The sequence below is a fragment of the Nocardia sp. NPDC055050 genome (genome assembly GCF_053608345.1).
Genome location: NZ_JBSGVG010000015.1, coordinates 123,435 through 147,513 on the forward strand (window position 1 = coordinate 123,435; position 24,079 = coordinate 147,513).

The window sequence follows — 24,079 nt, forward strand, 5'->3', positions numbered from 1 at the left end:
TGTCGCAGAGATTATTCGGCGATGTACTCAGCTCATGACTACGACGACACCGAGACGTGGCCATCGGGCAATGGGCAGACGCCGGTGAGCCGGGTGTGTGTAGCTGTGACGCACGCAGGCGGCTCCGCCGCGAAGCCCGACAGCCGCGCTGGGGAGAACACACGCGTGCGGACCGCCGAGGGGTTACTGGAGGCCCGTCAGTTACTGCTCGCCGTCGCCGGGAACCTGCAGGGCGGGTCGCCGCTGATCGGATGGGCACGCGAGCTGGCGGATCTGCACGCGACTCTGTTCACCGCGTCGGTGTCGACCACCCGTCGGCCTGCCGACTTCGACGCGCCTACCACCAGCGGCCGGATCAACACCGTCATCGGCTTGATCGACGAGTGGTCGGCCTGCCATCTTCCTCGCCCTTCCTCGGGCCGCCGGCACACCCATTCCCTCGGCGAGGTGATCAGCCACGTGGCAGACACCTACACCCACGTTCAGTGGACACTGCGCCACACCAAGAGCGCCGAACACCAGCACCATGCCGCCCTGCGCTTTGCTCAAGTCCAGGAAGGCTATGCCGACCTGGTCGAGGAAATTCGAGCCCTGCGCGTCGCGCTCCCGCTGGGCCGGGGCCACCAACCCGCCCCATAGCGGGCGAGGACTCCGGTGTTCAGGTGGGTGTTGGTGTCCCTCTGGTACGGCGGAGTCGCCGGGTATGGCCGACCTCGTCGGCGGCCAGGAATCCGGACAGGATCGGGATGGGCTGGTCGGCGCAGGATTCGGCGGGTGCGCCGGCCTCGATGACGCGCCCCGCGTCGACCATCACGATCCGGTCGGCGCGGTGGAGGTGGGTACGCAGATCATGGGTGATCATCAGAATCGCGGCGCCGGTTCCATGCCGGTAGCTGTCGAGGTACTCCAGGATTCGGCTGGTCAGCGGCGCGTCGAGCGCGGTGGTGATCTCGTCGCACACCAGGACAGCGGGTTCGGCGCCGAGTGCTCGCGCGAGGGCGGCGCGTTGAAGCTGGCCGCCGGACAATCCCGCGGGATATCGAAGTGCTTGCCGCGCATCGATACCCAAGTCGTTCAGCAACTTGTGAGCGTACCGGCGGGCGGTGTCTCGGTCGACTCCGCGCAGCCGAACGGCGGTGGCCGCGACCTGGTCGAGAACCGTGCGCCGAGGGTCGAACGAGACTGCCGACTCCTGCCACACGTACTGAACGGCGGCGATCTGTGCGCGACTACGCCGGCGCAGCGGGGCCAGTGGTTCGCCGTCGAGCAGCACGTGGCCGCTGTCGGGACCGACCAGTCCGGCGATCGTACGACCGATCGTCGACTTGCCCGCCCCGGATACGCCGACCATCGCGACGAGTTCACCGCTGTGCAGATCGAGGTCGACACCGCGCAGAACGCGCGAACGTCGATGGGAGACAGCGAGATCGCGCAGTCGCAGAACAGGCGGTGACACCGCGGACGCTCGTCGTCGGGGCGGTGCGGTCACCGGCGCGGGTCGGTCGCTGTCGTGGAGCCGACCCACGCGCACGAACAGCGTCCGGTCGCTGACCCGGTCGACGGCGACGGTGTCGTGGGTGACGAGCACTACGGCTTTGCCTGTCCGACGCAGCCGGTCGAGTCCGGTGAGCAGGGCGGCTCGCGCGAGGGGATCCAATCCGACCGTCGGCTCATCCACGATGAGCACATCGGGATCCGACATCAGCACCTGCGCCAGCGCGAGTCTGGCACGTTCGCCGCCGGAGAACTCGAACGGATACTTGCCGAGCATGGTGGCCAGGGTGTGGTCGGGCACCTCGAACGCCGCGGCTGTCAGCACGTCGGCGATGTGGCGGCGCCGGGTGGCCCGGTCGGTGCGCGGCAACCCGCGGCGACGTCGACGGAGCCGCTCCAGCTCGGCCAGCGCGGTACCGATTCTGCGCGCGGGGTTCAGGGTGGACGCCGCATGCTGGGGCAGGTAGCCGATCCGCACGCTGCTCCGCGGTCCTGGGCACCGAATGGTTCCCGCGACAACAGTTCCCGCGACCGCGACGCCCGCAATCGCCGTAGCGATGGTGGTTTTGCCGGCACCGGAGGGACCGAACAGGGTGACGATCTCGCCGGCGTACACATCGAGGTCGATGTCGTCGACGAGGACGGTCCGGCCCGCGGTGACCCGTAGTGCACGCACACTGATGAGCGGCTCAGCCATCGCGGTCACGGGTGGCCAGGCGCGCGGCGCGGGTGTGAGGGTCGGCGAGCAGATCGTCGGCGAGCAGATTGACCCCGACGATGAGCGCCACGATCAACAACGCGGGCAGGGCCACCGACCAGGGCGCGATGGTCAGTGCGTCCTTGTTGGCCGCGACCGACACCGCCCAATCGGTGGAGGTGGTGTCGAAGCCGAGGCCGAGGAAATTGGCCGACGCCAGAAAGTACACGGCAGCGGTGAACCGCAGGGCCAGGTCGGCGGCGATCGGCCGGGACATCTCGGCTACCGCGTAGTTGCCGTATCGGAAGGCGCGGCTCTCGCCTTGCATCCGCAACGCGTCCATGACCGGACCGTGGACAGTCCCGCTGGCGGTCATGCGAACGAACCGCGAGATCGGGGCGACGAGCACGAAACCGATCGCACACGCGATCGCGACGGCCGAGCCACGGGTGCGCAACGCGGCAACCATGATGATGAGCAACGAGGGCAGACACAGCAGCACATCCATCGGGCGCATCAGCAACTCGTCCACCCACGCGCGTGGCGCCGCGGCGGCCGCGACACCGATCAGCGACCCGAGGAGATAGGCGATGGCGACGGTCACGGCCGCGACGACGAGGAATGTCCGTCCGCCGGTGAGTGCGGAGGCCAGCACGTCACGCCCGAGCCGGTCGGTGCCGAACGGTGACCAGTCCGACGGCCCGAACGGCGACTGACGGTGCGGTGGCGCCCCCACGGCGAGAAACGGCCCCACGGTCGCGACGAGTACCGGCACCGCGACCAGCACGCTGTAGATCCAGCGGCGCAGGGTCATCGGCGGATGCCTTCGGCCGACACCGGCACCATGCGTTGCCCGGCGATATCGATGACGGTGTTGATCGCGATGGCGACGACCCCGGTGATCGCGACGATCGCGAGGATGACCGGGTCGTCACGGTTGCCGATGGCGCCGATGAGCGCCGACGCGATGCCGGGCACCACGAACACCGCCTCCACGATGAGCACACCGGAGAGCAGTCCGTCCCCGGTGCGCCCGAGTTCCTGCATCGCGGGCGCGAGCGCGTTGGGCGCGACATGCCGGGCCAGCAGCGACACCCGGCCGACGCCGAGTCGGCGGGCCGCGGCGATATAGGGCTGATCCATCACATCGATGACACCGGCGCGGACCAGCCGAACCAGGGGAGCGGCGACGCGAGCGACCATCACGATCAGCGGCAGCACCAGGTATTCCGGACGGTCGAGCAGGGTATCGAGGTCGGTCCCGAGGAAGGTGGCGGGCAGCAGGTCGAGATCGAGGGCGATGTAGCTGACAAGTAGGACCGCGAGCACGAAATCCGGAATGGAATCGAGCCCGATACTGATGGCGCTGACAATCCGATCACACCACGATCCCGGTGCCGAGCCCGCGGCGAACCCGGCCGTGACGGCGACAGGGACCAGCAGCGCCAAGGCCAGCGCGGCCATCAGCGCGGTGGTCAGGAACGGGCCGGCGATCACGTCACCGACCGGGTGTCCGTTGGCGTAGGACACGCCGAAGTCGCCGACCACGGCGCCGGCCAGCCAGTCCAGGAAACGCTGGACCGGTGCGACGTCGAGGCCGAGCAGATGCCTGGCCGCCGCGCGCTGCTGCTCGCCGAGGACGTCGTTGCTCTGTACGTCGGCAGCATCGCCGGGCAACAGCAATGAGAGCACGAACACCAAGACCAGCAGCACGCCGAGCTGGCCGATCCCGATGACGCTGCGGCGCAGCAGGAATCGGGTGAACGGGGTCGACAAGCGCACGGACGCTACCGGATACCGACCACGATGCGGTCGTCACCGTACTGCCAGACGATGCCGGCCTCGGCGAATCCCGCGTCGCGGGCGAAGGCGACGTAGTCGTGCACGGTCGGGCGATCGTGCACGGTGTGCTCGAATCCGCCGTCGCGGGCCCGCACGAAGTCGGCGAGCTCGGGTGCTCGGTTCACCGCGTCCCACCAGGCCGCCCAGTCCTCGGCGTCCCCGGTTCCTTGTCGCGCGGCGCGGCGCGCGGTCAACGATTTGCCCAGAGCATCGAGTCCGGTCCCGGATGGGCCCTCGTACAGGTGATCACCGTTGACGAACAACCCGCCGGGTTTCAGCGCTTGCGCGCAGGTCTTGATCAGCGCACGCAACGGATCACGATTCATCCAGTGCAGGGCGGTGGTGCTGACGAACGCGTCCGGGACTCGCTCCAGATCCAGTGCGTCGAGCCAGCCCTCGGTGCGCAGGTCGGCGTTCACTGTCCGGAAGCGTGGCGAAGCCAAGGCCGGTTCGGCGAGACCGAGCAGCAGCGGATCGGCGTCCACGCCGACAACGCGGGCGTCGGGGAACCGGTCGAGCAGCCGCTGCGACAGGGTTCCCGGACCGACCCCGAGATCGACGATCAACAAGTCGTCGCGGTCACCGAGTTCGTCCAACATATCGCCGATCACCTCGAATCGCTGCTCGCGATCGGGCATGTAGTGCTCCTGCTGGCGGTCCCAGCGTTCGAGCCAGTACCGCGCCGTCGCCGCGTCCAGTCCGGTCATCGAGCATTCACCTCGTCGAATCGGGCCCAGCCGTGCGAGTTCGGTACCGCGGCGGGCAGTTGCTGAAAACGATCGCCCGCGGCGCTGTTCCAGGCGGTGTTGCCGAAGAAGACGAAGCCGCCTCGGTCGTACAGGATTTCGTGCATCGTTCGGTAGATCGCCGCACGTCCTTCCACGGTGGGTGTCGACTGTGCCTTGACGTAGAGCGCGTCGAACTCGGCATCGGACCACTTCGTCCGATTCTGTGGCGATCCGGTGAGCAGTCGTGACGCGAAATGGTTCGGAACGGGCAGCGGCCCGGACTGGCCCATCGTGAGATGGCCGGTGTTGAGCGCGTCGGTGTAATAGGTGTCCTTGGATCCGAGAACGACGTTGACCTTCACGCCGCAGCGGCCCGCGTGTTCGGCGAAAAGCCTTGCCGACTCCACGAAGCCGTGCGCCACCGGCGCGGTGAACAGGTCGAACGACAGGTCACGCACCCCGGCGCGGCGCAGCAACCGGCCCACCTCGTCAGGATCGTAGGTGTGTTGGGGCAGGTCGGCGTAGTACTGGAAGCCTTTGCCGAACACATCGTTGCCGACCTCGCCGTTGCCCTCGAGCGCGACCTTGACCAGCTCGTCGCGGTCGAGCATCCGCATGACCGCCCGGCGCACATCCGGGTTGTCGAACGGGGCACGGTCGGTCTTCATCGCGAAGAAGTAGATGCCACTGTTGGGGGTCGCCGCGAGCGTCAGGCCGCGCCGACCCTGCAGGGTCCGTGCTGCCGACGGGGTGAGGTTGTCGGCGTAGTCGATCTCGCCGCTCTGTACCGCTGCGAGCCGGGCATCGGACTCCGCGCTGACGATGCGCAGTCGCCGGATCGAGGGGGCGCCGTCCCAGTAGCGATCGTTGGCGGTGGCCACGAATTCCCTACCGGCCGTGAAGGATTCGAAAACAAAAGGCCCGGTCCCCACCGGTCGCTCGAAGTCGGTGGCCCCGTTCGGCACGATCTTGGTCCCATAGGCCGACAACGCGATCAGGAACTCGAAAGAGGGCTCCTTCAAGACGATCTCCACCGTGCGCGCATCGATCGCGCGGCTCTGGGCGAGGTCGACCTTGTCGAGCGAGGAGGCGGCGATGAACGGGCGACGCTGCGGCGGTCCGAGCACCCTCGAGAAGGTGTAGAGCACGTCATCGGCGCCGACGGCTTTCCCGTTGTGCCAGACGGCGTCTCGCAGGGTAATGCGCCACCGCGTGCCGTCGGCGTTCGGCTCCGCGGCTGATGCCAGGCGCGGGATCGGGGTCATCGTCTCATCGATCTCGAACAGTCCGTCGTAGACCGATTTCATCCGAGCCTCGTCGATGAACAGCGTGTTCACACCGGGATCGATGCCCTCACCGGCACCGGAGCCCTGGAAGGCGGCAGTAAAGGTGTCGACCGAGTTCCCGGACGAGCGGTTGCACCCGACCAGGGCCGTGCCCGCGGCGAGCGCGCCGCCGAGCAGGAAGGTACGGCGGCGCAGATTCGACGGCTGCATGGATGCTCCTATCGCGTGGGCTCACACGCGACGAAGACATGCGCAAACAAGCCACAACCGGTGTGGCTCGGTTCGGCGCATCGATCAATACCCACGTGATCACGACCGTTTCAACAGTTCATCCGCAGGTATCTGGCTTCGGCTCGGGAACGAGCCTCACAGTTGCGGGACAGCCCCGGACTCACACCGGTCTTCCCTACGGACAGGCGATATCCTACGCGGTGCGCCGGACGTCGCGAGAAGCCCCGGCTGCTGCGGGTTTCGATCATCTCGAGCTGGGGCGTGTGGCGTTGCGGGTGGGATTGTTAGCGTCGGGCCATGGATCTGGGACTGGATGGGAAACGGGCGATCGTCACCGGCGCGAGCAAGGGAATCGGTCTGGCCATCGCGCGGGGGCTCGCGGCGGAGGGGGTGGATGTGGTGCTCGCGGCACGGTCGGCGCAACCGCTGCGCGCCGCCGCCGACGAGATCGCTCGGCAATCGGGACGACGGGTGATCGCGGTACCGACCGACACCGGCGACGACGAGCAGGTGAAAGAACTCGTCGCGCGCACCGTCGCCGAACTCGGTGGCGTGGACATCCTGGTGAACTCCGCCGCCACACCGTGGAGCGCGGGCGCGGGCGGCGATCTGCAAGCCACCACCGACGAGATCGTGCGCAGGGAAGTCGAGATCAAGGTGCTCGGATACCTGCGCACCGCACGTGCTGTCGCACCCCATCTGGTGGAGCAGGGGTGGGGTCGCATCATCAACATCAGCGGGCTCGGTGCGCGGCAGGCCAATTCGATCGGGCAGACCATCCGCAACGTGAGCGTCTCGGCGTTGACCAAGAACCTCGCCGACGAGCTGGGGCCGCACGGGGTGAATGTGACAGTCGTGCACCCGGGCCTTACCCGCACCGAACGGCTCACCGAACGGCTCACCCGCCAGGTCGAGCAAGACGGTGGCGACGTGGCCGAGCTGGAATCAGAGTTGGTCAAGAATTCGATTCGCCGGATCATCGACGCGGGTGAGGTCGCCGATGTGGTGACGTTCCTGGCCTCGCCACGCAGCATCGCCATCACCGGTGATGCCATCGCGGCCGGGGGTGGCGTTCCCGGGCCGGTCTTCTACTGACGTTCGGGATGTGATCGGGCCGATTCTATTGCTTCACCGCGGCCCGGTCGGCCCGCGATACTTGCCACATTCGGAGTCGCGCCGATTCGCGCAAGCCATCGATCTCGCCGCCGAGGCGAACCCGGGAGACCAGCGATGACCAGCACCGTCACACCCACCGTCGTTGCCAGCAGCACCTCCCCGCTCTCGGCGGTCGCCGCGCCGAGCGCCTTCTTCAGCACCGAGGACTACCACCGGTTCCACGCCCGCGCGGCCGGTTACGACGCTGAAAACGCCTTCTTCACCGAGGATTTCGAGGAACTGCGCGAGGCCGGGTACCTGCGCGCCGCGCTGCCGCCGCAGTACGGTGGCCGGGGCCTGTCGCTCAGCGAATTGTCCAGGGAGCAAAGGCAATTGGCGTATTGGGCGCCCGCGACCGCGCTCGCGGTGAACATGCACCTGTACTGGACCGGGCCCGCTGCCGCGCTGACCGTCTCCGGTGCCGAGGACTTCAGCTGGTTGCTCGCCGCGGTTCGCGACGGTGAGGTGTTCGCGGCCGGTCACGGTGAACGCGGAAACGATGTGGGACTGGATGATTCGGTGGTGAGCGCCCGGCGCCTGCCCGACGGCTCCTACCGCGTCGACGGCCGCAAGACCTTCACCTCGCTGGGCCCGGTGTGGACCTCGGTGGGTATCCACGCCCGTGACGACTCCGACCCCGCCGACCCGCGCATCGTGCACCTGTTCGTCGCCCGCGACCAGCCGGGGGTGCGCACCGAGGAAACCTGGGACACCCTCGGCGTGCGGGCGACCCGCAGCGACGACACGATCTTCGACAACGCCCGTGCCGAAGCCGGGACGCTCGCGGGAACGCACGGGCCCGGCGGTGCCTACCCCCCGCTGATCAACGGCATCCTCGGCTGGTACCTGCCGCTGCTGGCCAATGTCTACTTCGGGATCGCCCGGCGGGCGCTCGATGTCGCGATCCTGCACGCCGGCACCCGCTCCTCGCTGGTCCCCGGTGTCGAGGCCCACGCCGGCAAACCGGCGGTACAACGCCAGATCGCCGAAGCCGAAATCCAGCTCGACGCCGCGTACGCACTGCTCGAGACGGCGACCCGGGACGCGGACGTCGGCGTCGAGCTCGGCGTGTGGGCGGTTCCGCGTCTGTTCTCGGCGAAGGAATTCGCCACCAGGACAGCCAAGAACGTCGTCGACACCGCGGTGCAGGTGGTCGGCGCGTCGTCGGTCAGTCGCCGCAACGAACTCGAACGCCTCTACCGCGACGTCCGCACCGGACAACTCCATCCTCCCAACACCGACGCGATCCTCGACGTGGTCGGCCGCACCGCGCTGGGTCTGCTTCCCTGACCGGATATCGCTCTCAGAGCTGCGATTGCACCTCGGCGGCAATGAGTTCCAGGTGATCGAGATCGGCGAGATCGAGGATCTGGAGGTAGATCCGGCTCGCGCCGATCTCGCGGTAGCGGGCGATCTTGTCGACGACCTCGGCGGGGGAGCCTGCCAGGCCGTTGCTCTTCAGTTCGTCCACCTCGCGGCCGATCGCGGCGGCCCGGCGCGCTACCTCGGCGTCGGTGCGCCCGACGCAGGCGACCAGGGCGTTGGAGTAGATCAGTTCGTCGGTGCGCCCGGCCGCGCGCACCGCGGCGCGCACGCGGTCGAACTGGGCGGCGCTGTCGGCGATCGAGGCGAACGGCATGTTGAACTCGCTGGCATAGCGGGCCGCCAGGCGCGGGGTGCGGACCTTGCCGTTGCCGCCGATGATCACGGGCACCGGGTCTTGCACGGGCTTGGGCAGGGCGGGGGAGTCGGTGAGCTGATAGTGGGCGCCCTCGAAGCTGAACGTCGCCCCCGGCTTGGTGTCCCACAGTCCGGTGATGACGGCCAGTTGCTCTTCGAGCAGGCCGAACCTGTTGTCCGGGAACGGGATTCCGTACGCGGCGTGTTCGGCGGCGAACCAGCCGCTGCCGAGACCGAGTTCGACCCGCCCGTTCGACATCTGATCCACCTGGGCGATCTGGATGGCCAGCGGCCCCGGCAGCCGGAAGGTGGCGGCGGTGACCAGGGTGCCCAGCCGGATGCGGGAGGTGTCCCTGGCCAGCCCGGCCAGGGTGATCCAGGCATCGGTGGGGCCGGGCAGGCCCGAGGCATCGCCCATCGCGAGGTAGTGGTCGGAACGGAAGAACGCGTCGAATTCGAGCTCCTCGGCGGCGCGGGCCACCGACAGCAACGTGTCGTAATCGGCGCCCTGCTGGGGTTCGGTGAAGATGCGGAGGTCCATGATCACCATCGTGCCCGATGTGAACAGGTCCGGCGCGGCGGCGGCCTGATCGCCGGGCAACGATCGGCGCTACCGGCTGTTGTCCGGGTCGTCCGGGTGGCGGTGGTCCGGCGGCGGGCTGAGTTCGTCCACCACCACCAGGTTCCCGCCGGACTGCTTGGCCCGGTACATCGCCGCGTCGGCGGATTGCAGCAGTCGGTCCGCGGTCGGGCAGGGGCAGCGTGGACAGATCGTCGCGTCGAAAATCGCCACACCGACGCTCGCGGTGACAGCCACCGTGGTTTCCGGCGGTTCGGCGACCACTCGGCACAGCCGTTCGGCTTCCCTGCGCGCGGCGGCCGCGGAGATCGGGGCAGCCACCACGAATTCCTCCCCGCCCGTCCGCGCCACGACCGCCATCTCCCCGGCGGCATCGCGCAGCCGCCGGGCGGTGCGCATCAAGACGATGTCGCCGATGCGGTGGCCCCAGGTGTCGTTGACGCTCTTGAACCGGTCGAGGTCGAAGCAGATGACACACATCGCGGGATTGCGGTCCATCAGCTGTTGTAGCCGATTCTCGAGACCGCGGCGGTTCAGCAGGTCGGTGAGCGGGTCCGACTGCGACTCGGTGCGCAGCAACGAATAGAGCAGCTGGAACGCGGGCACCGCGCTGACCACCGACGCGAGTAGCAATGCGACCGCGAGGGCGAGTTCGATGCTCCCGCCGCCGGTGGCGATCCGCACCGAGAACACCACCACCGAGAGCAGCGACCACACCGAATGCACGGCCAGTGCTTTGGCGCTGTGGAAAAAGCTCAGGTAGCTGCCGGTGCCGAGGAGCAGGACGGTGCCCATCGCCCCGAACAGTCGATCCTGCAACTGGAGGAATTCCACCGTGAACAGCACATCGGCGCAGGCGATCAGGATCAGCGACTCGGTCCTGCTCGGCCAGGTCAGCAGCCACCAGCGCGCCGCCCACAGGGTTCCCGACAGCACTCCGATGGTCGAAGCGAGGCCGGGATGGCCGGGCGGTCCCACGGGTGTTCCCGCGATCACCGCGCCCATCACCGCGATCGCGGCTCCCGCGAGGCCGATCAGGATCTTCAGCGGAACCAGCGCCGACCTGGCGGCCAGCGTGCGGACGAGCCATCGGTAGTCGACAGGATCGTGCCACCAGTCCCGCAGCGTCTTGCCGTTGTACATCGACTCACCCTTGGTCTCGACCGCATCGCCTATCTGTTGGTTGCGCGTGTGAGAATTCCGGAAAACCCACCCGCTGATCGGCAGTAGTCTAGGTCGGAGCGTCGCGGAATCCCGCCGGTTCGGTCCCGCCGCCGGGTTGCCCGCGGCGGTGGTGCCATCACGATCGGCGTCGGCTCATCGATGAAGAGCGCCAGGTCTGCGGAGTCGAGACGGTCGGCCCGGGAGTAGGTCAGTCGACCAGCGGCGATACCGTGGTGGAGTGAAACGGTCACCGGAAACGGACTCCTCGGTCCGGATCATCGACGTCGTGATGGAGATGTTGATGTCGGATGGGTACGACGATCTGCAGCTCAAGGAGGTCGCGCGTCGGGCCCAGGTTTCGCTCGCGACGGTATACAAGAAGTTCGCCACCCGTGACGAGTTGATGGTCGCCGCTGTCACTCGGTGGATGGCGATCAACAGCTATGCCGAACTGGAGTTGCCTGTTCCGGGTGAATCGCTGCGCGACGGGTTGGTCCGCGTCATCCGGCACGTCTTCGAACCGTGGGAACGCAATCCCAGAATGCTCGAGGCCTACCATCGCGCGCGCAGCGGCATCGGTGGTCGGCAATTGGACGCACAGGGTGTGAGCGCCGTGCTGCCGGTCGCCGCGATGTTGTTCGATGGCTACGATCGCGACTATGTCGAGGACGTCGGACTGATCGTCACCAATTTGATCTACGCGTTGACCGGTCGATTCGTCGACAAGGATCTCGATGTGACCGAGATCCTGCCCATGCTCGAGCGTGCGATCGACCGATTGACCAGTGGCAGCGTGGCCGAGGCGGCGCGCGTTCGGGTGGCCGAGGGCGAGGAAGGCTCGTCGCCGCTCGTGTATCCCTCGTTGGCTGGTCCTTACGGGCCCGCCCGCTAGGCACGGACGGATCCCGCCGGCCGACGGCTCGAACAACCCGAATGACCTGCGGTAAAGCGAATTTCAGGGTTGTACGTCAAGGGCAAATCAATGTGACGTAGATCACTAGTTACTTGGATGAGACTGCTGTCACATGCTGAGTAACCGGATTACCGTGTGGTCGGCAGGGGCTCCGAGCGATCGAATTCCGGGCGTGGGGCGCACCTGTCGAGATCTTCAGATTCGAAGTTTGGATGGGAAGCACATGGCCGCACAATTCGTTGATTCCGCCCACTGGAGAGCCCACGCCCGCCGGCATCCGCTGCGATATCGCCTGGCCATCGTCGCGCCGAATGCCGTGGAAGTTGTTCGCTACGCGGGAGGTTGGCTCTTCGATCGAACAACCGCCGGGTGGGAAGTGACCGTGCTCGTCGACGACCACTCCGACGTGCGCCCGTTGCAGATCCTCGGTGCCACTGTGCTCGATATCGAACAGTCGCTGGCGGCCCCGAAACACGACACCTGGCCGCATGCGGTGGCTGTACCCACCCAGATGGTCGCGGACTGTCGTGTGCGCGATGGCATTCTGGACTGTCTCGACCACCGTTCGGCCGAGCTGTCGCTGTGGGGCGATGCCCTTCCGGCCGAACTGGCGGATCGAGTGAAGATCACCCACCATCGCGTCAGCCGGGCCGCGCGCGCGTTCAAAGCCTGCGCCTTGGCTACGGCGGGATTCCCCGCCGAAGAAGTCGGCCCCACCGAGATGTTCCGTGTCAGCGCGTCACGGACCACTGCTGGATTGGTCTCCGCGAGTTGACCATGGCAACGGCCGATCGTGAGATAGCCGAGTGGGCGCGCGGCTATCTGCGCCGACACCCGATTGCCGCCTTGGAAACGGTCGGTGGCCAATTCGTCCTCGGCATGCGCGCTGTGCGCTTTCTCGCCATCGACACGGTCACCGGTCGATTCGCGTTCCAGGAGTTCGTCCGACAGGCCGCGTTCATGGCGTCGTCGGCGGCCTTGCCGACGATCTTTGTCGCCCTGCCGATCGGAGTGACGCTGTCCATCCAGTTCGGGTTGCTGGCCGGGCAGGTCGGAGCGACCTCGCTCGCCGGTGCGGCCAGCGGGCTCGCGGTGATCCGGCAGGGGGCGCCGATGGTCGCGGCGCTGCTGATGGCTTCGGCGGTCGGCTCGGCGATCTGTGCGGATCTCGGGTCGCGCAAGATCCGCGACGAACTGGACGCCATGGAGATCATGGGTGTCTCGGTGATCCGCCGCCTGGTCGTCCCCCGGCTGGCGGCCGGGGTACTGATCGGGGTGTCGCTGACGGGAATCGTCTGCTTCGTCGGCTTTCTCGCGGGCTACTTGTTCAATGTCTTCGTTCAGGGCGGGGCGCCGGGAAGTTTCGTCGCGACGTTTTCGTCCTTCGCGACGGTGGACGATCTGGTGCTGACCATGATCAAAGCTGTTGTCTACGGGGCGATCGTCGCCGTGGTCGCCTGCGAGAAAGGGCTGACCACCAAGGGCGGTCCGGCGGGCGTGGCGAATTCGGTCAACTCGACAGTGGTTTCCTCGATCCTGCTGCTGATGATCGTGAACGTCGCATTCACCCAGCTGTACATGATCTTGCTGCCACGGCAGGGGCTGTAATGGCCGCGCAGTACTACCCGCCGGGGGTGCGGCCGGTGCACAGGGCCGCGGTCCGGCTGGCCGCGGGGGCGATGCGGGTCGGCCATATGGGGACGTTCTTGATTCGAGCCCTGTTCTCGATTCCGGTGATGCTGCGGCACTACCGCAAGGAATTTCTGCGCATCCTGTCCGACATCACCTGGGGAAACGGTTCGATCGTCGTCGGCGGCGGCACCGCGGGCGTGATCATCGTGCTCGGCGCGGCGGGCGGTGCGATCGTGGGTCTGGAGGGCTACAACGCACTGCACCTGCTTGGCATGGAGCCCACCGTCGGGTTGATCGCCTCGACCGCCTCGACCAGGGAATTGGCGCCCATCATGGCTTCGCTGGCTTTCGCCGCCCAGGCTGGGTGCCGGTTCACCGCGCAACTCGGTGCGATGGGGATCGCCGAGGAGATCGAGGCGATGGAGGCGATGGCCATTCGCGCGGTTCCGTATCTGGTCAGTACCAGGATCCTCGCGTCGGTGGTCGCGATGTTCCCGCTGTACCTGGTCTGTCTGGCGGCCAACTACCTGGCGGTGGAAATAGTGGTCGGTCTGTCCGGCGGTCTGTCGGCGGGCACCTATCAGCACTACTTCCAGTTGGTGCTCAACGGCCCCGACATCGTGTACTCGCTGATCAAGGCGATTCTGTTCGTGATCCTCACCTCGACGATCCAGTGCTACTACGGCTTCTACGCCGCAGGCGGGCCCCAGGGCGTCGGCACGGCCGCGGGCCGGGCGATGCGCGCGTCCATCTCGGTGATGATCGTGGTCAATCTGCTGCTGACCGTTGGTCTTTGGGGCATCGGTTCCAGCGCTCGGCTGGGAGGGTAGATGCCGGCGACTCCGTTTGAGAAGGATGGGCGAGGTCCCGGCGCATTCTCGCTGGTGCTGCGTGGCGTGGTGTTGATCGTGCTGACCGTAGCCATGGTCACGGCACTGTTGATGAAGTCGACGGGCCGCTTCGACGACAAGGTGGAAGTGATCGCCATGCTGGATCAGCTCGGCGATGGTCTGCCCGCCCGATCCGACGTGAAGTTTCGTGGTCTGCTGATCGGCGCGGTGTCCACGGTGGCGCTCGCCGACAACGGCGGTCCGAATCGGGTGACATTGCTGCTCGACCCGGTGTACGCCGGGAAAGTGCCGCGCACGGTGACCGCGCGGGTGGTGCCGAGCAACGTCTTCGCCGTGTCCTCGGTCCAGTTGGTGGACAACGGGCCCGGCCCCGGGCTGACCGCCGACACCGAGATCGTCCAGGACCGCAGCCTCGCGACGGTGCAGTTGCAGACCGCGTTGACCAAGTTGCGCGAGATCATCGCGAGTACGGGGCGGGTCGGGTCCGACACCACAGTCGGAATGCTCGCCGCGGTGGCCGCGGCCACGGATCGGCGGGGTGACGACATCGTGCGCGCCGGTGGGCAACTCGACCGGATCACCAGGGAATTCGATGCGCTACTCGCGCCCGATGGTGGGCCCTCGACCCTGGGCGCGATGGCCGAGGCGGTGCACGGGCTCAACGCGGCGGCCCCGGACCTGCTCGATGCCCTGCATTCGGCGGTACTTCCGCTGCGCACGGTCGCCGAACGCGAGGGCGAACTGATGAACCTGCTGTCCGCGGGCAACAACACCCTGTCCAAGGTAGGCGGCGGGCTGGCTCGACATACCGATCAGATCGTCACAGTGACGAATGATCTGGTGCCGGTCCTCGATGTATTGGGCGAGGGAGCCGGCAGTTTCGCACCGATCGTGGTCCGGATCAAAACGATCTCGGATCTGTGGTTCGCCGAGTTCTGGAACTCCGACACCCAGATGGGTACCGGCAAATTCCAGTTCCGGTTGAGCCCGCACACCGCCTACACCCGCGCGGACTGTCCCCGATACGGCCAGCTGGCCGCGCCGAGTTGCACCACCGCACCGGACTCGATCCCCCAGCAGGAGTTGTCACCCAGTATGAATCCGCGGTCGTATTCGGTACCCCAGCTGGCGCCGGAACTGCAGGACCTGATCCGCCGGATTCTGGGCGGAGAGGCCAACGCCGCGGAATCGGTACTGGCGCAACTGCTCTCCGACAGTCCGCTCCCGGTGGGCGGCGGCCGATGAGTTTTCGTCGATCACTGATCGGGCTGAGCCTGTTCCTGGTCGTGTCCCTCGGACTGATCTGGGTCACCTTCGTGACGCTGCACCGCGGGGTGGACGGCTCGGCGAGAACGTACTCCGCGATCTTCAGCGATGTCACGGGCCTGCGCGCCGGTGACGATGTGCGGATGGCCGGGGTGCGGGTGGGTCGCGTCGACGGGATCGCGCTGGTCGGCAATCGCGCCGAGGTGCGGTTCCGGGTCGAGGAACAACAGAAGGTGTTCGGGAATACGAAAGCCTCGATCACCTATCAGAATGTCATCGGCCAGCGCTATCTCGGCCTTTCCCTGGCCGACTTCGGGCAACCGCAGGAGGTGGCGCCCGGTGGCACGATCCCGCTCGAGCACACCGAACCCTCGTTCGATATCTCGGTGCTGCTCAACGGGTTCGAGCCCCTGTTCGGTGGGCTGGATCCGCAGCAGGTCGACAATGTGACCGGAGCGCTGATCACCGCGCTCCAGGGCGACAACACCTCGCTGGTGCTGCTGATCGCGCAGGTCTCCACCCTGGCCGAGTCCGTCGCCGGACCGGATCAGGTGCTCGGGGCGGTGATCACGAACCTGAGCCAGGTGGTGGGCGACTTGGCGGCGCACAGCGGTACGGTGAGCACCCTGCTCGCCCAGTCGCGCTCGATCATCGACGGACTCTCGCGTCACCGTGACGAGCTGATGGGGTCGTTGACGACCGTCGCGTCGGTGACCGGGCGCCTGGCCACCGTCGTCGAGGACGTGCGGCCACAGCTGAACGAATTCCTCACGCGCGAACCAGGATTCACGAAGCACTTCGAGCAGAACAAGGACAGTTTCGCCTACCTGGGCTTCAACCTGCCCGCGCTGCTGAAGGGGCTCGCCAGGGCGAGCCAGGAGGGGTCCTACCTCAACACCTACCTGTGCAACATGGGCGTGACGTTCCTGCCCGCGCTGGCCACCCTGGTACCGACCATCGTCGCTCTGGCCTCGCCGACCGGCGCCATCCAACAATCACCGATCTGCAGGTGAGGCAATGACATCGAAACAGCCTTCGAAAGCCGTGCTGGGGCTGATCGCGCTCGGACTGTTGCTCGCCATCGTCGCCGGGGCGGTGGGTTTCAACTCCCTCGGCGTCGGACAGCAGCGCTACGACGTCGAGTTCGCGCAGGCCGCCGGTCTGCGCGTGGGCGACGGGGTCACCGTCGCCGGTGTTCCGGTCGGCACGGTCGCGGGTCAGCGGCTGGCCGGTGACCGGGTGCTGGTCACCCTGAGCGTCGATCGGTCCGCAGCCCTCGGCGCCGACACCCGCGCCGCCATCAAACTGACCACCCTGCTCGGCGCCCGCTATGTCGAACTGACCCCGGCGGGTGACGGCGAGATCGCCGATCACCGAATCGGTCTGTCGCGCACCGCCGTTCCCTACGATCTGCAGCAAGCACTCGACAACGCCACCGCGACATTCGAACAGATCGACTCCGGCCGTATCGCCACCTCGCTCGACGCGCTGGCCAACCAACTCGACGGCGTGCCGACGGTACTGCCCGGGCTGCTGGGGAATCTGCGCTCGCTGGCCGCACTGCTGGGTAGCCGTCGCAACGAACTCGGCGCGCTCCTGACCGGCGTGCAACAGCTGACCACGGTGGTCAACGGTCAGCAGGGCGACCTCGCGGCCATCGTGGGCCAGGGCCGCGACCTGGTCACCGAGATTCTCGCGCGGCGCGGTGCGCTCCAGACCCTGATGGACTCGACGCGGCGGCTGGCGGATCAGGTCAGGGTGTTGGTCGTCGAGGATCGGCCCAAGATCGACGAACTGCTGCGCGGTTTCGACGGATTGCTCGGCAGCCTCGCCCGCCACGACGACCTGTTGCGCAACATCCTGCAGATCCTGCCCGTCCCCATCCGCAATTTCGCGAACGCGTCGGGCACCGCAAACGAGGTCGACTTCACCGCGCCCGCGGGGCCGCTGATCGATTCCTGGATGTGCGCGCTGAGCGGGCGCGCCGACCAGGTCTCGCTGGCCCCCTACTTCCAGGACTGCAAATGACACGACTCGCCACGCTGGCCAGGATCGTGCTGGTGCTCGGACTCGGCGCGCTCGCGGGGTGCGCGGGCAGCCCGAACGACACGGATTCGGCCATCACTGTGACGGCCCGATTCGACAACGGCGCCGGACTCTACGTCGGCAACGCCGTGGCCGTGCTCGGGATGCCGGTCGGTGAGGTCACCGCCATCACCCCGCGCGGTTCCCATGTCGAGGTCACCATGCGGGTCGAGGGCGCGGTGGACATCCCGGCGGACGCGACCGCGGTGACCGTCTCGACCTCGGTACTGACCGATCGCCACGTCGAGTTCACGCCCGCCTACCGCGGCGGCGCCACCCTGGCCGACGGAGCGCAGCTCGGCCTCGACCGCACCCGCACCCCCATCGACTTCGACCGCTTGCTCGGCGCCGCCGACGGGATGGCCGCGCAGTTGGCCGGCGCGACTCCCGAGACCGGTCCGATCGCGCGCCTGCTCGATACGTCCGCGCGGATCGCCTCGGGCAGCGGTCCGGAACTTCGGGCCACGATGAACGAACTGTCCGGTGCCCTGCGGCTCGGCGAGGACGGGGGAGCCCAGACCCAGAAGGCGATCACCGACATCGTCGAGCACCTGGCGGTCCTGATTCGCGCTGCGGCCGACAACGACCAGACGATCCGGGAATTCGGCAGTGCGACAGGGCAATTGAGTAGTGTTCTGGCCGATCTCCAGATCGGCGCGGGTGATACCGGCGCGCAGATCGTGCAGATCATGCAGCAGACCGATGACCTCCTGTCCCAGAACAGTGCGAGCCTGCGCTCCACGGTGACCAACGCGGGCACCGTCACCCACGCGCTCGCGGACTACCGCGAGGAGATCGCCGAGTTCATCGACGTGACACCGCTGTTGCTGAACAACGCCTACAACGCCATCGACGTCGACTACCGCGGCGTCCGGGTGCACGCGCTGCTGGACAAGGTCTTCTTCGACGGCCAACTGGTGAAGGAGGTGTGCAACGTGCTGGGGCTACGCCAACTCGGTTGCAGCACAGGAACATTGCAGGATTTCGGGCCGGACTTCGGCATCACCGACATGCTAGAGGCGATGTCGAGGTTGCCACGATGAGGCAGCGATATCGGTCCGCGTCGACCCTGCTGCTGGCCGGGGTGGTGCTGGCCACCGTGCCCGGCTGCGCGGTGGGTCTGGGTGATCTGCCGTTGCCCGCGCCCGGCGTCGGCGACGGCGGCTATACGATCCACGCCGGCTTCGCCAATGCGCTGAACCTGCCCGAGCAGGCGAAGGTGCGGGTGCTCGGCGCCGACGTGGGCGAGGTCGCGCGGATGTCGGCACGCGACTACACCGCCGTGGTCACGATGCGCATTCAGCCGGGGGTGGCCCTGCCGGTGGGCACCCGGGCCGAATTACGCACCGCCACACCACTCGGCGATGTCTTTGTGGCGCTCACTCCGCCCGACGCCGCCGCTCCCGGCGGGCCGGTGCTGCACGACGGCGACACCATCGCGCTGTCGGCCACCCAGGCCGCGGCCACCATCGAGGAGCTGCTCACCACCGCGTCGCTGCTGGTCAACGGTGGGGTGATCCGGAACCTGACCAATATCGTCAACGGCCTCGGACACGCCGTCGGCGACCGAGGCGCGAATCTCGCCGCGCTGCTGGACAGATCGACCAGAGTGGTGCAGGCACTGGCCGCGCGATCGGCCGATATCCGCACCGCACTCGTCGAAGTCGACCAGCTCACCCGGCAATTGCAGGAGCAGCGTCGCCCGCTCGGCGAGTTGGCCGACGTCGCGGGACCGGCGCTCACGGCCGCCACCGACAGTTCCCAGCAGGCGTTGACGCTGATCCGGCAGGTCGATCAGATCAGTCGGGAACTGGCGAAGTTCCCTGCCATCGACGGGTCCGCCGCGGGCATGGTCGCCGACGTCAACCGGCTCTCCGCCGGGCTCAACGCGGCCTCGACCGATCCCAATGCCAGTCTCGCGGCGATGAATTCGATTCTCGGACCGATCATCAAGATCACCAACGGCACCTCGGCGCACGTGAACGCCGATCTGCAGGACGTGACGATCGGGGCGGTGCCCGATCCTGCGCATCCCGGTGATCCGGGTAGCCGGATACCGGACGCGAGCGACTGGCAGGCTCTCGTCGGCACCCTGACCTACACCCTGCTCAAACTGCAGCAGCGCGTGACGGGAGCGGGCCGATGACACCTGCGCAGCGATTTCGGCTCGTGCTCGGCGTGCCCGCGCGCGTCGTGGTCGGCGCGGCTGTGCTCGGTGGCCGGTTCCGGTCCATCCTGTCCAGCGGCGCGCTGGTGCTGACCCTGATCGTCGGCATCGCGTATCTGCTGTTCGGCGCCCTCGGCGTCGACCCCACGGCGGCCACCATGACCGTCCGGGTGCACCTCGCACAGTCCGGTGGGCTGTTGACCGGGCAGAATGTCACCTTGCGCGGCGTCCCGATCGGTGAGGTCACCGCGATCGAGTTGACCTCGACCGGATTGGTGGCCACCGCGGCGATCGACGCGCAGGCCCGGGTGCCCGTCGGTGGCGCGGTCCGGGTCGCGAGCCTGTCGCTGGCAGGCGAGCAGTACCTCGATTTCCGCCCCGTCGACGACGACGGCCCCTACCTGGCCGACGGCGCCGAGATCGAGGTGGAGCGGACTTCGACGCCGGTGCCGCTGTGGCAGACCCTCGCGCAGCTGGATACCACGCTCGCACAGGTGGATCCGGCGCGGCTGGCGGCGATCGTCAAGGAACTCGGGGTGAGCGAGCAGGGCCCGCGCAAGCTCTCCGACATCATCGACGGTGGCATCTTTCTCGTCTCCACCTTGGATTCGGTGCTGCCCCAAACGGTCGGGCTCCTGCGCGACAGCCGGACGGTGCTGAGCACCGCGGCCACCGCCTCGCCGGGACTGGGTGAATTCGCCGGTGACGCGGCACGAGTGATGTCGGGCGTGGAGGCGAAGTCGGGCGGATTCGTCGATCTGCTCGGCGCGGCACCGGGCACGCTCGGTGCGCTGGACGAGGTGCTGGACCAGAACTCTCCCGGCGTGGTCGACCTGCTCGGCAATCTCACCACGGTGGCCGACATGGCGAACTCGCGAGTGCCTGCCCTGCGTGAGTTCTTCTTCCCGACCGAGCGCGCGGGCTCGACGCTGGGCAACCTCACCGCGGCATTCCACGACGGCGGCCTCTGGGGGCTGGTGAATCTGTACCCCCGCTACTCCTGCGATTACAACCTGCCGCGACATTCACCGTCGCAGCCGGACTTCCCCGAGCCCTACCTCTACACCTACTGCCCGAACGAGGACCCGTCGGTCCTCATCCGCGGTGCGCGCAACGCACCGCGCCCGCCGGGTTCGCGTGTCCCCGGTCCGCCGCCGCCGGGACAGGCGACCGCGACACAGGCGATCCCGACTCCGCTCGGACCATGGACCCTCCCGCTCACCTTCGCCGGTCCGGATCTGTCGACGCCGGTACCTCGGTGACCGGCTTCCGGACTCGCACCGCACACCACCACGCTAGGAATCGCTATGAACGACACGGACACCAAGACCGAGACCGAATTGCTCGAACCGGCGGTAGTGAAGACATCGGCGGATTCTGATCCGGCGCCGACCGAAGAGCCGAAACACGCAGACCCGACGAAGCTGCAGCGGGTGCGGGCGATCGCGCGCCGGATCGCCGCGCCGGTCACCGTGGTGGCCGCCGTGGCAGCGCTGGTGGTGGCCGGCTTCCTCGGCTGGAAACTCGACGAGAAGTCCGACACCGACGCCGCCGCCGAAGCCGGGCTCGCGGCGGCGCGGGCCTACGCCGTCACCTTGACCAGCGTGGACTCCAACCACCTCGATCGTGATTTCGCGGCGGTGCTGGACGGATCGACCGGCGAGTTCAAGGACATGTACACCCGGTCGAGCGGGCAGCTGCGCCAGCTGTTGCTCGAGAACAAGGCGACCGGCACCGGCACGGTGCTCGACGCCGCGGTGAAATCGAAATCCGAGACCAAGGTCGAAGTGCTGTTGTTCATCGATCAGACGGTCACCAATATCGCCGCCGCCGATCCGCGCGTCGACCACAGCCGGGTCCAGATGACGATGGAACTCGTCAACGGACGCTGGCTGGCCAGCCGGGTCTACCTGCCCTAATCCTCTACCCGCTCGACCGCGCGGAGTTCCGTGCTGCCTGGTGGGAATGAGGTTCTCAAAAATGAATATGGTTGTTACCATCGAAGTGCGCGTCTTTGTCGCGGCTTCCCGATCACCTGGAGTTCTCCGTGACCGATTTCGATACAGTGAACTACTTCACCGACCCGGATCTGATTCCCGATCCCCATCCCTATTTCGATCATCTGCGGTCGAAGTGCCCGGTGACCCAGGAGCCGCACTTCGGTGTGTACGCCGTCACCGGATATGAGGAATCGGCTGAGGTACTGAAGGATTCGTCGATCTTCTCCTCGGCTGTCGCCGTCGGCGGGCCGTTCCCGCCGCTGCCGTTCACGCCGGTCGGCGACGATATCAGCGACCTCATCGACCAGCATCGGACCGAGTTGCCGATGTTCGAGCACATGGTGACGATGGACCCGCCGCAACACACCTTCGCGCGGTCGGTGTTGAATCGTCTGCTCACGCCCGCCCGCTTGAAAGAAAACGAAGAATTCATGTGGCGGCTGGCCGACCAGCAGCTCGACGAATTCGTCGAGGCCGGCCAATGTGAATTCCTTTCCCAGTACGCCAAGCCGTTCGCGCTCTTGGTCGTTGCGGATATGCTCGGCGTTCCCGAAGTCGATCACCAGCAATTCCGTGTCGTGCTCGGCGCGCCCCAGCCGGGTGCCCGACCCGGTGCGATCGACAACGAAGCGCTCTCGAGCAACCCGTTGGCCTGGCTGGACGAGAAATTCGTCTCCTACATCACCGATCGCCGCAACGAGCCACGCGACGACGTACTGACGTCGTTGGCGCTGGCGAAGTATCCGGACGGCACCACGCCGGAGGTCCTCGATGTGGCGCGGTCGGCGACCTTCTTGTTCGCCGCGGGGCAGGAGACCACGGCCAAGGTGCTGGGCGCGGCGGTGCGGTTCATGGGCGATCACCCCGACGTGCAGCAGCGATTGCGCGAGGACCGCACCTTGATCCCGAACTTCATCGAGGAAACTCTGCGGATGGACGCACCGGTCAAGAGCGGGTTCCGGCTCGCTCGCCGCGCGACCACCGTCGGTGAGGTGGACATCCCGGCCGGCGGCCTGGTGATGTTCTGCCCCGGCGCGGCCAATCGCGATCCGCGCCGATTCGAGGACCCGCACGAGTTCCGTCTCGACCGCGACAACTTCCGTGAGCACATCGCGTTCGGCCGCGGCGTGCACACCTGCCCGGGCGGCCCGCTCGCGCGGGTCGAGGGTCGGGTCTCGATCGAACGGATCCTGGACCGGCTGCTCGACATCGAGATCGACGCGGACAAGCACGGTCCGGTCGACGCGCGCACCTACGAGTACGAACCCACCTTCCTGCTGCGTGGGCTCAGCGAACTGCACATCTGCTTCACTCCCCAATCCTGACCACGACAACAACGACAGAGGTAGGTAATCATGACCGGACGGGTCGAAGGCAAGGTCGCGTTCATCACCGGAGCCGCGCGCGGGCAAGGCCGCAGCCACGCGCTGCGGTTGGCGCAGGAAGGCGCCGACATCATCGCCATCGATGTCTGTAAGCAACTCGACAACGTGCCGTTCGCGATGTCGACCCCGGAGGATCTGGCGACCACCGCCGATCTCATCCGGGCACAGGGCCGTCGCGTGGTCACCGCCGAGGTCGATGTCCGCGACTACGACGGGCTCAAGGTCGCGGTCGACGGCGCGGTCGCCGAACTGGGCAGGCTCGACATCATCGTCGCCAACGCCGGGATCGGCAACGAGGGCGGCGCGCTGGTCGATCTGCAGGAGAACCTGTGGGACGACATGATCGACGTCAACCTCGGCGGCGTCTGGAAATCGGTGAAAGCCGCTGTGCCGCATGTGATCGCCGGTGAGCGCGGCGGCTCGATAATCCTGACGAGCTCGGTGGGCGGGCTCAAGGCCTACCCCAATATCGGCCACTATGTCGCGGCCAAGCACGGTGTCGTCGGACTCATGCGGACCTTCGCGGTGGAACTGGCGCAGCACTCCATCCGGGTGAACTCGGTCCACCCGACGCACGTGAACACGCCCATGGTGATGAACGAGGGCACCTACAAGCTGTTCCGTCCGGATCTGGAGAGCCCCGGCCCCGCCGACCTCGAGCCGATCGCCCGGTTGTTCCACACCCTGCCGGTGGCCTGGATCGAGCCCGAGGATGTCAGCAACGCGGTGCTGTATCTGGCCTCCGACGAGGCTCGCTACGTCACCGGCGTGCCCCTGCCGATCGACGCGGGCGGAATGCTCAAGTAATCACCCCGTCGCGCCGACCGGGGTGGTCGGCGCGACCCCCCGAAAAAACCAAAGCGGAGCACGGTCAAGAGGGTGTCGGTCGACGGGGCCAAAAGTGAGGGCCCATCCCTGTGCGC

23 protein-coding genes and 1 riboswitch are annotated in these 24,079 nt (G+C 67.3%); of the genes, 16 read left to right on the forward strand and 7 right to left on the reverse strand.

What is annotated here, in order from left to right; genetic code table 11:
• The first annotated feature begins 21 nt into the window (after window positions 1-21).
• Complete coding sequence (locus ACWGCN_RS18310) at window positions 22-639, forward strand: hypothetical protein (RefSeq protein WP_452457976.1); 618 nt, start codon at window positions 22-24, stop codon at window positions 637-639.
• A 19-nt stretch (window positions 640-658) separates the two neighbouring features.
• Here ACWGCN_RS18310 and ACWGCN_RS18315 read toward each other — a convergent pair whose 3' ends face one another.
• Genes ACWGCN_RS18315 through ACWGCN_RS18335 form a run of 5 tightly spaced genes read right to left on the reverse strand, consistent with a single transcriptional unit; the run spans window position 659 to window position 6,257 of the window.
• A complete protein-coding gene (locus ACWGCN_RS18315; RefSeq protein ID WP_452457977.1) occupies window positions 659-2,191 on the reverse strand; it encodes an ABC transporter ATP-binding protein in 1,533 nt (510 codons plus the stop codon).
• Complete coding sequence (locus tag ACWGCN_RS18320) at window positions 2,184-3,005, reverse strand: ABC transporter permease (protein WP_452457978.1); 822 nt, start codon at window positions 3,003-3,005, stop codon at window positions 2,184-2,186. Before ACWGCN_RS18320 ends, ACWGCN_RS18315 begins: the two co-directional genes overlap by 8 nt.
• The gene (locus ACWGCN_RS18325; RefSeq protein ID WP_452457979.1) at window positions 3,002-3,967 is read right to left on the reverse strand and encodes an ABC transporter permease; all 966 of its coding nucleotides are present in this window, start codon (window positions 3,965-3,967) and stop codon (window positions 3,002-3,004) included. Before ACWGCN_RS18325 ends, ACWGCN_RS18320 begins: the two co-directional genes overlap by 4 nt.
• A gap of 11 nt (window positions 3,968-3,978) precedes the next feature.
• The gene (locus ACWGCN_RS18330; RefSeq protein WP_452457980.1) at window positions 3,979-4,740 is read right to left on the reverse strand and encodes a class I SAM-dependent methyltransferase; all 762 of its coding nucleotides are present in this window, start codon (window positions 4,738-4,740) and stop codon (window positions 3,979-3,981) included.
• Window positions 4,737-6,257: an ABC transporter substrate-binding protein gene (locus ACWGCN_RS18335; protein WP_452457981.1), complete on the reverse strand. Its 1,521-nt coding sequence runs from the start codon at window positions 6,255-6,257 to the stop codon at window positions 4,737-4,739. Before ACWGCN_RS18335 ends, ACWGCN_RS18330 begins: the two co-directional genes overlap by 4 nt.
• Window positions 6,258-6,363: 106 nt before the next feature.
• A riboswitch (cobalamin riboswitch) is annotated at window positions 6,364-6,476 on the reverse strand.
• Between the two features lie 99 nt (window positions 6,477-6,575).
• On the opposite strand from ACWGCN_RS18335, the gene ACWGCN_RS18340 reads away from it, so the two are divergent.
• Window positions 6,576-7,373, forward strand: a complete 798-nt coding sequence (locus ACWGCN_RS18340) for an SDR family NAD(P)-dependent oxidoreductase (protein WP_379317775.1) — start codon at window positions 6,576-6,578, stop codon at window positions 7,371-7,373.
• Window positions 7,374-7,508: 135 nt separating this feature from the next.
• Window positions 7,509-8,723, forward strand: coding sequence for an acyl-CoA dehydrogenase family protein (locus ACWGCN_RS18345; protein WP_452457982.1), 1,215 nt, complete (start codon window positions 7,509-7,511; stop codon window positions 8,721-8,723).
• A gap of 13 nt (window positions 8,724-8,736) precedes the next feature.
• On the opposite strand, the gene ACWGCN_RS18350 is transcribed toward ACWGCN_RS18345, so the two are convergent.
• Window positions 8,737-9,654, reverse strand: a complete 918-nt coding sequence (locus ACWGCN_RS18350) for an LLM class F420-dependent oxidoreductase (protein ID WP_452457990.1) — start codon at window positions 9,652-9,654, stop codon at window positions 8,737-8,739.
• Between the two features lie 69 nt (window positions 9,655-9,723).
• A complete protein-coding gene (locus ACWGCN_RS18355) occupies window positions 9,724-10,836 on the reverse strand; it encodes a GGDEF domain-containing protein (RefSeq protein WP_378990287.1) in 1,113 nt (370 codons plus the stop codon).
• 259 nt (window positions 10,837-11,095) lie between these two features.
• On the opposite strand from ACWGCN_RS18355, the gene ACWGCN_RS18360 reads away from it, so the two are divergent.
• From ACWGCN_RS18360 to ACWGCN_RS18420, 13 genes are all read left to right on the forward strand, one after another.
• Window positions 11,096-11,749 carry a TetR family transcriptional regulator gene (locus tag ACWGCN_RS18360; RefSeq protein ID WP_378990286.1) on the forward strand — a complete coding sequence of 218 codons (654 nt, stop codon included), beginning with the start codon at window positions 11,096-11,098 and terminating at the stop codon, window positions 11,747-11,749.
• A gap of 301 nt (window positions 11,750-12,050) precedes the next feature.
• Entirely contained in the window at window positions 12,051-12,545 is a 495-nt protein-coding gene (locus ACWGCN_RS18365) for a hypothetical protein (RefSeq protein WP_378990427.1), read from the forward strand.
• Window positions 12,546-12,547: 2 nt separating this feature from the next.
• Window positions 12,548-13,378, forward strand: a complete 831-nt coding sequence (locus ACWGCN_RS18370; RefSeq protein ID WP_378990285.1) for an MlaE family ABC transporter permease — start codon at window positions 12,548-12,550, stop codon at window positions 13,376-13,378.
• Complete coding sequence (locus ACWGCN_RS18375; protein ID WP_378990283.1) at window positions 13,378-14,232, forward strand: ABC transporter permease; 855 nt, start codon at window positions 13,378-13,380, stop codon at window positions 14,230-14,232. Before ACWGCN_RS18370 ends, ACWGCN_RS18375 begins: the two co-directional genes overlap by 1 nt.
• Entirely contained in the window at window positions 14,233-15,498 is a 1,266-nt protein-coding gene (locus ACWGCN_RS18380; RefSeq protein ID WP_452457983.1) for an MlaD family protein, read from the forward strand.
• The gene (locus tag ACWGCN_RS18385) at window positions 15,495-16,532 is read left to right on the forward strand and encodes an MlaD family protein (protein ID WP_452457984.1); all 1,038 of its coding nucleotides are present in this window, start codon (window positions 15,495-15,497) and stop codon (window positions 16,530-16,532) included. The genes ACWGCN_RS18380 and ACWGCN_RS18385 overlap by 4 nt, the downstream gene beginning before the upstream one ends.
• Before the next feature lie 4 nt (window positions 16,533-16,536).
• A complete protein-coding gene (locus ACWGCN_RS18390) occupies window positions 16,537-17,547 on the forward strand; it encodes an MCE family protein (RefSeq protein ID WP_452457985.1) in 1,011 nt (336 codons plus the stop codon).
• On the forward strand, window positions 17,544-18,647 hold the full coding sequence (locus ACWGCN_RS18395; protein ID WP_067444684.1) for an MCE family protein: 1,104 nt from the start codon (window positions 17,544-17,546) through the stop codon (window positions 18,645-18,647). Before ACWGCN_RS18390 ends, ACWGCN_RS18395 begins: the two co-directional genes overlap by 4 nt.
• A complete protein-coding gene (locus ACWGCN_RS18400) occupies window positions 18,644-19,750 on the forward strand; it encodes an MlaD family protein (protein WP_452457986.1) in 1,107 nt (368 codons plus the stop codon). The genes ACWGCN_RS18395 and ACWGCN_RS18400 overlap by 4 nt, the downstream gene beginning before the upstream one ends.
• Complete coding sequence (locus ACWGCN_RS18405) at window positions 19,747-21,033, forward strand: MlaD family protein (RefSeq protein WP_452457987.1); 1,287 nt, start codon at window positions 19,747-19,749, stop codon at window positions 21,031-21,033. The genes ACWGCN_RS18400 and ACWGCN_RS18405 overlap by 4 nt, the downstream gene beginning before the upstream one ends.
• A 45-nt stretch (window positions 21,034-21,078) precedes the next feature.
• Complete coding sequence (locus ACWGCN_RS18410) at window positions 21,079-21,690, forward strand: hypothetical protein (RefSeq protein WP_452457988.1); 612 nt, start codon at window positions 21,079-21,081, stop codon at window positions 21,688-21,690.
• A gap of 128 nt (window positions 21,691-21,818) precedes the next feature.
• Window positions 21,819-23,096, forward strand: a complete 1,278-nt coding sequence (locus tag ACWGCN_RS18415) for a cytochrome P450 (protein ID WP_452457989.1) — start codon at window positions 21,819-21,821, stop codon at window positions 23,094-23,096.
• A gap of 30 nt (window positions 23,097-23,126) precedes the next feature.
• Entirely contained in the window at window positions 23,127-23,963 is an 837-nt protein-coding gene (locus ACWGCN_RS18420) for a mycofactocin-coupled SDR family oxidoreductase (RefSeq protein WP_067444693.1), read from the forward strand.
• Window positions 23,964-24,079: the final 116 nt, after the last annotated feature.